Here is a 12,268-nt window from a genome sequence, read left to right on the forward strand (position 1 = left end):
TTTTCCCATCATATGTAGGTTCCGCAATAGCGGGTTTATCGTGTTTAATATCAAACCTTTATTGGCATCAGAATGCACGTTGGTATGGCATGATGCCAGACTGCAACATTTTTTTGCTACCCAGACTATGATTGTTACTTAAGCCACGAAGTTCAAAGTTAAATGACCATTTGTTGTCATATTCGCTATTGTTGTCTTTCCAACCAACAATCTTACGTTCATAGCCAACGTTAATTGCCCAGCAACAAGTGTTGTACTGCAAACCCACTAACTGACTTGCTGGTTGCTGTTCTTTGGTATCGTAATAGTAAGCACCTACTAAACCCCAGCGCTCACTTAACGGCCAACTTGCAACCAGACCGACTTGAGAAATCCCTTGCTGGAAAGCCGGAGCACTCTTAGCTGTAGCTTGGATATAATCTCTGTCAACAAAACGATAGTTTAACTGCACAAGTCGGTCTTCATCACGGCGATATTCTAGTACTGCATTCCCCATCGTTACGTTGTTCAGGCGAGTATCGTACTGCATACCACCTTTCAAGCCCCAGGAATCATTAATTTTCCAGTAAGTATCACCGGCCCAAGTCATCATGCCGGTACTATCTTTACTGTTGATGATGGTTTCTTTACCGGTGCGTGGACGTTCAAAGTAATAGATTTGACCTAACGACAGGTTAAATCGTTCAACCAAACCTTCATCATAAATACGGGTAGTGAGACCGGTAGTCACTTGATTGGCCGATGAAATACGGTCCAGGCCACCATAAAAGCGGTCACGGAACAGGCCGTTGTAGTCAGTTTGCAGTAAAGATGAGTCGAAGTTATTGATATTATCTTGGTCTTTGTATGGCACATACAGATACTGAACCTGCGGTTCTAGCGTTTGGGTGTAATTGTCGTTCAGGTACGTTGAACGCTCAAATACCATTTTGGCTTCGCTTTTGAACTGTGGCAGAACCCGGTTAACGGATTCTTTATATTCAGCATTCTCGATAGCTTTGGGAATATCCTGCTGATAGTGAGTCGCCATCAGCTTAACTTCATTATTTATACTGGCCCAGCCATTGGAGAGTGGCAGGTTCATGGAGGGTTCCAGATGCCAGCGGGTGGCTTCTGGGTTATTTTTACCTACACTGGTAAATTTCGCCGCCTGACCATAAACTCTAAGGTCAAATGGACCCAGATCATTTTTGTAATAATTCAAATCTAACTGGGGTTCTGCTCTGTAAGCTTTTCTACTGGTATCTTTAGAAAAAATCTGGAACTGTTTAGTTGATAGCGTGGCATTCCAATTCTGTTGAGCATAGCCCAGACTGAATTTTTGTGTGGCATAGCCATCGGTGGTGGAACCATATTGAGAGCTGAAATCAGAAAAATATTCGGGATCACTGACTTTGGTATAGTCGATATTAAAACGCCATACCCTATCCATCACACCACTGTGTCTCCAATAAAATAACCAGCGATTATCACTTTCTCTGGCGGTACGTGTGTTTGTCTGTTTGTCTTTGACATACTGTTTGTCGTTATTCAGCCAGTCGAGAGCAAGGGTACCTGTGCCTGCTTTGGTTAAGTAACGAAATTCATTATCCAGTTTTAAACCACGTTTACTGATATAGTGCGGTGTAATCGTGGCATCATAATTTGGTGCGATATTCCAATAATAAGGCAGCACAAATTCAAAGCCGTCATTTTTGGAATAGCTGGCGTTAGGAATAAGAAAACCGGAACGGCGTTTATTACCGATCGGTAATTGAAGATACGGACTGTAAAATACGGGAACGTTAGCCACCCTGAAACGGGCATTCCATATTTCTGCCACTTCTTCTTCGCGATCGAGAATGACTTCGGAGCCGACAACGCTCCAGCTATTATTACCCGGCAGGCAGGAAGTAAAAGTACCGTTATCCAGAATGGCATAACGGTTTTCACCACGCAGTTTCATTTTGTCTGCGGTGCCGCGCCCTTGACGCCCGACCATCTGATAATCACTTTGATACATATCGGTATCTTTATTATTTAAATTAGACCAAGCGCGTGGACCTTTCAGAATAATCAGGGGATCATCATAATGGACATTGCCCGTTGCAGTTACGGTTCTTAACGGAACTTTATCTTCTGTTTGATCAAGTTGTACCTGATCGGCGGTCAGGGTTTTATTACCCTGTTTAATATTAACATTACCGATAAATTTAGCAGAACGCGGATAATCTGCGCGTGAATCATCTGCCAGAATATTGATAGGAAGTTGATTTAAATCGCCATTAATGATTGGCTGATCATAAACAGGTACACCCAGCATACACTGCGCTGCGAGATCAGCATGTGCATGCTGACTATAAAGTGCGGCCCATACCATTGTGGCCAGCAAAGTTGGATAACATTTCTTCATAGATATTTATGCGGTTCCGTCATCAGTGGCATTATGCCGGGCAAACCTCAAGAGACTAGCGTACTCAATGAATATACGCCAGTGTAAAGTCATACCTTTACTTCTTTCAAGTTGCTTCTTTGTTGGCTGCACTCACTCACCCCGGTCACATAGTTTGCTATGCTCCCGGGGATTCGCTCCTTTGCCGTCGCGATGCATCTTGAAATCCATAGGGTATATCTTGCCGTTAGGCACAGAGCTGAATGAATAGTATGATAATGCAAAACTACACTCAGAGCATTGGTGAATTGAGGAGTATATGCATTATTGGGGAAAATTGCTTGGGCTGATCTTTGGTGTTGTGTCTGGAGCAGGCTTCTGGGGTATTGTCATTGGTCTATTTATTGGCCATATGCTTGATAGGGCCAGTGTACGGAGAAACCAAGGTTTTTTTGCAAATAATCAGTCTCGCCAACTGCTATTTTTCAGCAGTACTTTTCAGGTGATGGGCCATATTACTAAATCAAAAGGGCGGGTGACTGAAACAGATATTCGACTTGCGAGCCAGTTAATGGAACGAATGCAACTTCACGGGCAAGCCAGGATTGCAGCACAGCAGGCTTTTCGTGAAGGTAAAGAGCCCAATTTTCCTTTGCGTGAGACACTAAGACAATTGCGTCGTGCCTGTTTTGGCCGGTCTGACTTAATTCGCATGTTTTTGGAGATCCAGTTACAGGCGGCATTTTCTGATGGTCAATTGCATCCGAACGAGAGGACGGTGCTGTTTATTATTGCGGATGAACTTGGGATCTCTCGTAACCAATTCGAACAATTCCTTGCCATGATGGAAGGTGGCCGCAATTTCGGTGATGGAGGAGAGTGGCAGCAACGGCAGTATGGCGGTTATCAGAAGGCAGCTCAGGGGCCAACACTCGCGGACGCCTGTAAGGTGTTGGGGGTGCGTGAAAAGGATGATGCGACGACAATTAAACGTGCCTATCGTAGATTGATGAGTGAACACCATCCAGATAAGCTGGTAGCAAAAGGTTTACCACCGGAAATGATGGAGATTGCTAAACAAAAGGCCCAGTCAATTCAGGCTGCCTATGATCTCATTAAAAAAGAGAAGGGTTTTAAATAGCCCATTTTTTATTTTTAAAAACAGGTCACTAAACGTATAGGGGAATAACATCCCCTACCGCTGTTGAGTTTATTTTTTATTCCTCTAAAATATTAGAGTATTTTATGTTTTATTTTGTTTTAACTTAGGAGGAATGCAAAAAATGGCAAATATCCGTGTTCTTTTGGCTTGTTGTGGCTTGGCCTTGTGTTTGATATTGGCTTCATTGGATTCGGTTACCGTATTTGTCTATTAATTAAAAATCGGCTTTACACTGAAAATGCATTGGCGTTCCATAGACCGGATGTGTGATATATAACTCTTGTGCATGTAATTGCAGGCGAGGTGCCATTGCTCTTGCCTGCTGATGAGCGTAAAACCAGTCTCCCAAAATTGGGTGCTCAAGTGCTAGCATATGCACCCTGAGCTGATGTGAACGGCCGGTTATTGGTGAGAGTTTTACTCTGGTTGCCTCATCTTCGTAAGCGAGTACTTCGTATTCAGTTTGAGCTGATTTCCCGGTTTCAAAACACACTTTCTGCTTTGGCCGGTTTGGCCAGTCACAAATCAGCGGTAAATCGACAAGACCTGTTTCTGGTTCCAGACGTCCCCAAACCCGCGCAATATAGGTTTTTTCCGGTTCTCGTTCACGGAACTGACGTTTCAATTCACGCTCTGTATCTTTGGTCAGTGCAACTACCATTACGCCGCTGGTTGCCATATCCAGCCGGTGAACAGATTCTGCTGCTGGAAACTGTTGTTGTATCCGCGTCATAATGCTGTCTTTATGCTCTGCTGCCCGACCGGGAACAGAAAGTAGTCCACTGGGTTTATTGACCACAATGATATATTGATCCTGATAGAGCACATGTAACCAGGGATCGGTAGGAGGATTATAAGCTTCCATTGAGGCTCCGGTAGCTGAATATCAGGGGAGGCTCGGGAATAAGGTTCTTAGTAAAGGTTACCCTATCCCGGTCCAGCCTCCAGGTATTGCTAATATTTACTGATGTGTAACGACAACAAGGCGAATAGCATCCAGACGCCAACTTGCCTGATTTAAGTTAAGCAGTAACTGTTGGCGATTGGCTTCAATGGTTTCCAATTCATCATCACGAATATTTGGATTGACCGCCTTCAATGCTTCCAAACGGGAAAGTTCAGCAGTAAGATTGTCATCTGCTTGCTGTTTTGCTTGTTCAATCAATGATTTTGCCTGAGTTTCTACTAAACCTTCGGCCTGTTGCAAAATAGCGTGAACTTCTTTTTGTACCGCATTGACCAGTTTACTTGCAGTATGACGATTCACTGCATTAAGCTGGCGGTTAAAGCTTTCAAACTCTACTTGATCAGCCAGATTATTGCCTTTTAGGTCCATCAGTATTCGCAATGGCGTTGGTGGAAGGAAGCGAGTCAATTGCAGGCGTTTAGGGGCTTGTGCTTCAACGACATAGATCAGCTCTACCAGCAGGGTTCCAACAGGTAATGCTTTATTTTTCAAAAGGGATACTGCACAGCTACCCGTATCACCGGAAAGGATCAGATCCAATCCATTACGGATAATTGGGTGCTCCCAACTGATAAACTGGGCATCTTCACGGGACAGTGACTGTTCACGATCAAAAGTGATAGTACAACCATCTTTTGGTAATCCAGGGAAATCTGGGACCAGCATATGATCGGATGGTGTCAGCACTATCATATTGTCATTGCGATCTTCCTGATTGATACCAACGATATCAAATAAGTTGAGAGAGAAGTTCACCAATTCAGTATCATTATCATACTCTGAAATTTTTTCTGCCAGCCGCCAACCATGCTCGCCGCCATTGGAGTTCATTTCCAGCAGCCGGTCACGGCCTTGCTCCAGTTGCTGTTTGAGTTGCTCATGTTGCTGACGGCACTGATCAATAAATTCACCAAATTTTTCCTGGTCCTGATTATTGGGTTTGGCAAGGTAGTTCAGCAGAGTTTCATAATAGTGATCGTAAATAGTACGACCCGTTGGGCAGGTATGCTCGAATGCATCCAAACCTTCGTGATACCAACGAATTAGGACTGCTTGAGCGGTATTTTCCAGATAAGGCACACTAATTTGGATATCACGGCTTTGGCCGATACGATCCAGACGTCCGATACGCTGTTCCAGTAAATCAGGATTGAATGGTAAATCGAACATCACTAATTGGTTGGCGAACTGGAAGTTGCGGCCTTCTGAGCCAATTTCGGAGCATAGTAATACTTGAGCTCCTTCTTCTTCGGAAGCAAAATAAGCTGCGGCGCGATCACGTTCAATCAGTGATAGACCTTCGTGGAAAACAGCACCACGAATCCCTTCTCGCTCACGTAGTACCTGTTCCAATTGCAGAGCGGTGGTTTCTTTCGCACAAATTACCAGCACTTTTTCATGACGATTTGCCATCAGAAAACCGAGTAGCCATTCTACGCGGGGATCAAAGTTCCACCAGGTAGCGTTTTCGCCTTCAAACTCTTGATAAATTTGTTCTGGGTAGAGCATATCCCATGCGCGTGCTTCCAGCGATTTTTTAGCGCCCATAATATCGGAGACTTTAATGGCGGTCTGATATTGGGATGGCAGAGGCAACTTTATCTGGTGCAATTCCCGATGGGGGAAGCCTTTCACACCATTACGGGTATTACGGAACAGAATACGACTGGTGCCGTGGCGATCCATCAGCATGGAAATCAGTTCACGTCGTGCAGTTTCACTTTCATCACTATGACTATTGGCGGCTTTCAGCAGAGGCTCAATATCCTGCTCACTAATCAACTCACCCATTAGATTTAATTGATTATTATTAAGTTGTTCACCTGATAACAGCAGTGTGACAGCATCGGCAACTGGACGATATTTTTGTTGTTCGTCAATAAAAGTCTGATAATCGTGGAAACGGTTTGGATCAAGTAGGCGTAGACGGGCAAAATGACTTTCCTGTCCTAGCTGCTCTGGTGTTGCAGTCAATAGCAGTACACTTGGGATCTGTTCAGCTAATTGTTCGACAACCTGATATTCACGGCTAGGTGCATCCTCGCTCCAGGCCAGATGGTGAGCTTCGTCCACCACCATCAGATCCCAGTTGGCTTCAAGCATATGCTCAAAACGCTGTTTATTACGGCGGGCAAAATCCAGTGAACAGAGTACCAATTGTTCTGTTTCAAATGGATTGTCACTGTCGTGCCGTGCTTCGATATAGCGGCTATCGTCAAACAGGGCAAAGCGCAGATTGAAACGGCGCAGCATTTCTACCAGCCATTGATGTTGAAGGCTATCCGGCACAATCACCAGAACACGTTCAGCACGACCGGCCAGCAATTGCTGGTGGATGATCATCCCGGCTTCGATGGTTTTACCCAAACCGACTTCATCGGCCAACAAGACTCTTGGTGCGTAGCGCTTGCCGACTTCATTTGCGATGTGAAGTTGATGAGGGATCAGGCTTGCGCGGATACCCCGCAAACCACTTTCAGCCAGTTTAAATTGTTCGCTTTGGTATTTACGGGCGCGAAAACGTAAGGCAAAGCGGTCCATACGGTCAATCTGACCAGCAAACAGGCGATCCTGTGGTTTGTTGAAGGTAAGTTTACTATCAAGGAACACTTCGCGCAGACTGATATTTTCTTCCAGAGTATCAAGTCGTGTGCCTGTATAAATTAGCAGGCCATTTTCTTGTTGAATTTCATCTACTTTGAGTTGCCAGCCATCATGACTGGTGACAACATCTCCCGAGTTAAACATAACACGGGTAATAGGAGAATCATTGCGTGCATAGAGGCGGTTTTCGCCGCTGGCAGGAAAGAGCAAAGTGACCATTCGTGCGTCCAGTGCAACAACGGTTCCTAATCCAAGTTCGCTTTCTGTATCGCTGATCCAGCGTTGACCGAGGGTAAATGGCATAAATTTTAACTCAGTTTCTGTTAGATAATGTTATTCATAGGTGGAGGACGACAGCTTTTTATTTGATCTAACGGAGATAATGGGCAGACAGTAAGACACCCCGTTAATTCCCTTATCACTCGTCAAAGGGGCGATATGTTAATGGAAGCAAAGCCGGTCGTCACCTGCAAAAAATAGTCATTAGCCAAAAGGCGTTACTATCTGTCCGGTGAACGAAATTGTAAACTCATCCTGTAAGGCGGCAGGATAGCATCAGCGATAGGCTGAAGTTGCTTATTGATATAGTGATCATAGTCTGGTGATGAGTGCAGATTTTCCAGTGGTTCCGGCCCGGATTGTGTCATGACATAGCTTATCCAACCCCCATTTTGGTACTGCAAGGGCCGGTTATGTTGCAGATTGTATTCATCTGCAAGCCTTGCTGCCCTTACATGGGGTGGTACATTGCGCTGATAGTCAGACAACTTCCGGCCCAACCTTTTACGGTAGATTAGTTTATCATCAAATTTTCCTTTTAGGGTACTGGTAACATAACCACGGATAAACTCTTGATAAGGCTGTTCATGAAAAATCAATGAATACAGTTGCTTCTGGAAATTTTGCGCCAGAGGCGTCCAGTCAGTGCGTACCGTTTCCAGACCTTTATAGACCATGCGGTCGCCACTCAGACCGACGTAACGCTTTTTACTGCCTTGTTCAGCCCCACGGATGGTTGGCATCAGAAAACGGCGATAGTGAGTTTCAAATTTCAACTCAAGGGTGCTTTTAAGCCCAAAATGTTCTTGCAGGTGTTTTTGCCACCATTGGTTAACGAATCGCGCAAGTTCTTTGCCGATACTGAGAGCCAGTTCTTCTTCATGCGCCTGTTTCAGCCAAATAAAGATAGAATCTGTATCACCGTAGATAACTTGATAGTTTTGAGATTCAATCAGCTTTCTGGTCTGGAACATAATTTCGTGGCCGCGCATAGTAATGGAAGACGTCAGGCGAGGGTCGAAGAAACGACAGCCCTCCGCCCCAAGAACACCGTAGAAAGCGTTCATGATGATCTTCAATGCTTGTGACAATGGGGCGTTATGCTGTTTTTTGCTGCGTCACGTTCACGCCAGATTTGCGCCACGATATCAGGCAGACAGTGCTGTGTGCGGGAAAAGAAGGCATTGCGAAAACCGGGAACCGCATGCTCGCTGTCCGGCTGTGCCAGACCTTCCACCATACCGACAGGATCGATAAGAAAAGTGCGGATAATCGAGGGATACAGACTTTTATAATCCAGCACTAGCACTGAATCATACAAGCCGGGGCGAGAATCCATCACGAAACCTCCGGGGCTGTTATCTTCAGGCTTCCCGCTTGGATTTGGGGCGACATAACCGATGCGGTGCATTTTTGGCATGTAAAGATGGGTGAAAGCGGTGACTGAACCGCCACTGCGATCTACAGCGAGACCGGTAACTGTTGCCCTTTCCAACAGGAACTTCATTAAGTGGGTTTTATCGAAAATCTGGTTTACCAGAATACAGTCTTGCAGATTATATTGTGCCAGTGCGGGCTTATCTTGCTGGAAACGGCGGTCAATCTCATCCATACGCTGATAGGGTGTATCAATGGATTTACCTTCGCCCAATAGCTCTTGCGAGACATATTCCAGACTGAAAGAAGGAAAATTCCAAGTAGAGGTTTTCAGTGCTTCAATACCATCAATAATCAACCGACCGGCCGTAGAAGCGAAAAAGTGCCCCGGTTTAAAGCCGTGCTCCCGCCACTCCAGTAACCCTCCAGCCCGTCCAAATTTCAGTGGAACACCGTAGCGTTCAGCATGTTTTTGTAAAATCCGCAGATCGAACTGAATCAGGTTCCAGCCAATAATGGCGTCAGGGTCATACTTTTCCAGCCATTCGTTGAGTCTTTCCAGCATTTGCGGACGACTTGCTACATATTCCAAATCAAAATTTACCGGGTGCTCATTACTGTCAGCAGGGCCAAGCATAAATACTTTTTGCTGATCACATCCTGCTAATCCAATGGAATAGAGTTCTCCATGCCGGCTGGTTTCAATATCCAGGGATACCCATTTCAATGTTGGGCGATAAGCCGGGTTAGGCTTCATCTGATAGCTACCATTAGGAGCCTGACTGAACCAGATGGGAGCAGTGATAAAACGTTCCATCATAAACCTGTCTGGTGGACGGATATCTGCTTCATAAACTTGAATTTCCTGTTGCTGTAGCACTTTCTCAATTCGTTGTAATTGGCGATATTGCCGGCAATAAAGCGCGGCAACAGGCTGGCGATTGAAATCTTTCAATGTCAGTGGGCGGAGATGGTAGTTGCGCTCTTGCGACAGAATTTTTTCCACCTGCGGCATATTAGCTTGCAAGATAAAAGCAACAGCTTGTTGGTGAAGAATTTTTATATGACGTGGCCCCTGATCTGTCACCAGCCAGTATTCCACCTCAATACCCGAGGGAGTATCCCGCCAATGGCGTTTCAGTATAAAACCTTGTTCAGCATGATTCTGTTGCATATAGAGGCAGGCGCTTATATTTGTTGAAAATAACTACAATTATAGCATTGAATCATGGTTATTTATACAGTTGCCTAATCTCACTATATTGTGATGTGGTGCATAAATGATAATCGAAACATTGCCGAAACTATCTCTTTATTGCAAAGAATGGAAAATAAAATAACTCTAAGTGAGATAGGCAGGTATTATTGAATATATCTATAATAATATAGCTGTAGAAAACGTATTTCACTCGTTATTAGTATTGCTATTTTAATATTGTCTAGCTTTATTCTTAAGTGTGTTTATATAATTCAACACTACCAATAATTAAAGTAATGATGGGTAATAACCTAGTCCATGTGATAATAGATACCATTGCCTCATAGTCACCACCCATTTGTCTGGCTAATATATAAAAATTGCCGACACAAGGTACGGAGGGATATAGAATAGCAATATTCGCAGGCACGCCTGACGAACCTAAATATTTAATACTCTAAATAACTATTTATTTAAATTGTTAAAAATCATGGTTATTAAAATGTTGTTATTATTAGTAGAAAAAATTGTTTGAGAATATTTAGATTTTATCTGACGAGTAACCCATCCGGTAACGTTAGAGAGAGCGGCTGGCTTTATGGGTAGGAATAATAAAGTGTTCCATTTTACAAAAATTCGCCAGAGATGAGTTATGGATGATAATCTACTATGGATAATTGCTAATTGAGATAGGTTTTTATATTTCATAACTTAACCAGAGCTATTTTTCTTATCTTATCTAGCAATAAAACATAAATCTAGCGTAGTAAGTATAGAACCAATAAAGAATAAAAGTGGAGGCAAAAATAAAATAGCTTATTGATCTAATTTTATTGTTTTTAAATAAAGAATATGACTTGTAAAAACAGGCTATATAAAAAGGACTAAGTGGGATTAATATAAATATGGAAGTGATTATATCAATACCTCCATCTTCATATTGCCATATATCACAATCAATTGAGTTGAAGTCAAAAAAGTCTGTAACCCTAGGAAAAGCGAATGAGTTAATTAATCCAAAGGATAAAAAACTTAACATAAAAAATGTAAATATATCTGATATTTTCATTTTTTATCCTTTAAGTAAATTATCTAAATAATCTAGCCGCTTATATATACTTACCCCGTAAGAAATCCATTTTTTTTCATCAGTAGTGCTTAATTCAGGCGGAGTGTTCATTATTCTTATGAAATCTCCCTTTTTTCTTGTTATACCACGGTTATATCTAGAACCAGCCATGATATATTGTTCTTTTGTTAAGTTCTTGGTATCTGCATTAGGATAATCATAAAGAATTAAATCTCTTAAATGACGAGCAACCATTTTAATATTAAATTCATCAATTTGAAGGCAAGTTGCAATTTCTAACTGGTCTGTTGTTGTTAATGTATTTGAGTCGAAACCCATCATATCTGCTACATGTCTTATCTGTATTGCAACTATACCCGTAGAAGTTTCATTTGAGCCTTTTGAGCGAGTTTTATCAAGATTAAAAGCCTGTTCACGCCATTGCCTCATTGTAATAGTGTTTAACTTCCACATATCTGGTTTACCGCCCGCTTCTATTCTGGCAACACCAGCCAAAAGATTTGGTGGGATTTGTTCTATATGGGCATATTTTAAAATTAGGTTTCTGTTATATTTCACATATGCATCTTTATAACCATCCAGATAATTTACTGAGCCTGGAATAAATTGATTAAGAAGATAAATTGAAGCATCTATTTCATCCCATCGCCTAAAAGATGGCCTGGAATTTGGGTTATATGTACAAAAATTATTACTTAATACCCTGTCACGCAATTTATTCATTCTTAATAAACCTCATCATCTCTGATGCTATAAGCAGAAGTACCAGCAATGTGATGACTCCACGTTATATTTTGATAAATGACAGAGATACTCTCTTCTGGTTGATTTTCTGCATGAGTTAAAGAGTGGGGGTAATTAGTATTCAAAGCATTGATTTTTGCTTTTGTTAATTCTATTGAATAAAACTTTTCTTGAGCACCTTCTGATGAAGTTCTATAAAAATCTAACAGGATATGAAGTTCTTCGTTGTTTGAAATTGCTAGTCCAAGTAAAGGAGAGGATTTATCGATGGGTTTTATGATATTAAAAGGATGATGGCTTACGTGTTGTATTCGCGTTAAAGAATGGGTAGCGGAGTAAACTAGTATTTGATCCCGGTGGTTCTCTTGATATTTATTACCAATAGAATCAAAAGTAGAACAGCCTGCTGAAATTAACCCTTGATTTTTTCCTTTTATGGTCGCGTAAATCAAATTAGACATTATTAAATCCTTTAT

Annotated in this window: 6 protein-coding genes and 1 pseudogene; 1 reads left to right on the forward strand and 6 read right to left on the reverse strand. The window is 42.5% G+C overall.

Annotation, left to right across the window (positions count from 1 at the left end; all coding sequences use genetic code 11):
* Positions 1-67: 67 nt before the first annotated feature.
* Positions 68-2,392 (reverse strand): LPS assembly protein LptD, encoded by a 2,325-nt coding sequence (gene lptD, locus SLS51_RS13365; protein ID WP_323839184.1) that lies wholly within the window; start codon positions 2,390-2,392, stop codon positions 68-70.
* A 298-nt stretch (positions 2,393-2,690) separates the two neighbouring features.
* Here lptD and djlA point away from each other — a divergent pair, with 298 nt between their 5' ends.
* The gene (djlA, locus tag SLS51_RS13370; RefSeq protein ID WP_113025553.1) at positions 2,691-3,512 is read left to right on the forward strand and encodes a co-chaperone DjlA; all 822 of its coding nucleotides are present in this window, start codon (positions 2,691-2,693) and stop codon (positions 3,510-3,512) included.
* A gap of 235 nt (positions 3,513-3,747) precedes the next feature.
* Here the strand turns inward: djlA and rluA are convergent, their stop codons facing one another.
* The 5 genes and pseudogenes from rluA to SLS51_RS13395 all read right to left on the reverse strand — a co-directional run bounded on the left by rluA (position 3,748) and on the right by SLS51_RS13395 (position 12,253).
* On the reverse strand, positions 3,748-4,398 hold the full coding sequence (gene rluA / locus SLS51_RS13375) for a bifunctional tRNA pseudouridine(32) synthase/23S rRNA pseudouridine(746) synthase RluA (protein ID WP_323839186.1): 651 nt from the start codon (positions 4,396-4,398) through the stop codon (positions 3,748-3,750).
* Between the two features lie 96 nt (positions 4,399-4,494).
* Positions 4,495-7,407: an RNA polymerase-associated protein RapA gene (gene rapA, locus SLS51_RS13380; protein WP_323839189.1), complete on the reverse strand. Its 2,913-nt coding sequence runs from the start codon at positions 7,405-7,407 to the stop codon at positions 4,495-4,497.
* Between the two features lie 180 nt (positions 7,408-7,587).
* Positions 7,588-9,934 (reverse strand): annotated as a pseudogene (locus SLS51_RS13385) (DNA polymerase II).
* A gap of 1,096 nt (positions 9,935-11,030) precedes the next feature.
* Complete coding sequence (locus SLS51_RS13390; protein ID WP_323839191.1) at positions 11,031-11,771, reverse strand: hypothetical protein; 741 nt, start codon at positions 11,769-11,771, stop codon at positions 11,031-11,033.
* 2 nt (positions 11,772-11,773) lie between these two features.
* On the reverse strand, positions 11,774-12,253 hold the full coding sequence (locus SLS51_RS13395; protein ID WP_323839193.1) for an Hcp family type VI secretion system effector: 480 nt from the start codon (positions 12,251-12,253) through the stop codon (positions 11,774-11,776).
* Positions 12,254-12,268: the final 15 nt, after the last annotated feature.

It is taken from the genome of Photorhabdus africana (assembly GCF_035181445.1).
GTDB lineage: Bacteria > Pseudomonadota > Gammaproteobacteria > Enterobacterales > Enterobacteriaceae > Photorhabdus > Photorhabdus laumondii.